Raw genomic sequence first — 242 nt, forward strand, 5'->3', positions numbered from 1 at the left:
TGGCTTTCCAGCACTTCCGACATCAGCCCGTTGACCGCGCCGCGGATCGCCGCGATCTGCTGCAGCACCGCCGCGCATTCGCTGCCGGCCTCCAGCGCGCGCTCCAGCGCCTCGGTCTGGCCCTTGATCCGGCGCACGCGGGTGAGGACGCGCTTTTTCTCGGCGGGGGAATGCGGCATGGCGGGGTCCGGGCGGGGGCGCCTGATACTGGGGGGTAGGATCAGATGTACATCCCACATGGG

The 242-nt window shown here is 69.8% G+C and carries 1 protein-coding gene; it reads right to left on the minus strand.

Translation table 11 applies throughout. The features are described 5' to 3' along the window. Positions 1-179, minus strand: a 179-nt coding sequence (locus tag HKX41_13050; protein NNC25061.1) for a metal/formaldehyde-sensitive transcriptional repressor, incomplete at its 3' end; no start/stop codon positions are given. Positions 180-242 lie beyond the last annotated feature (63 nt).

This window comes from Salifodinibacter halophilus (assembly GCA_012999515.1).
GTDB classification, from domain to species: Bacteria; Pseudomonadota; Gammaproteobacteria; order Nevskiales; family Salinisphaeraceae; genus Salifodinibacter; species Salifodinibacter halophilus.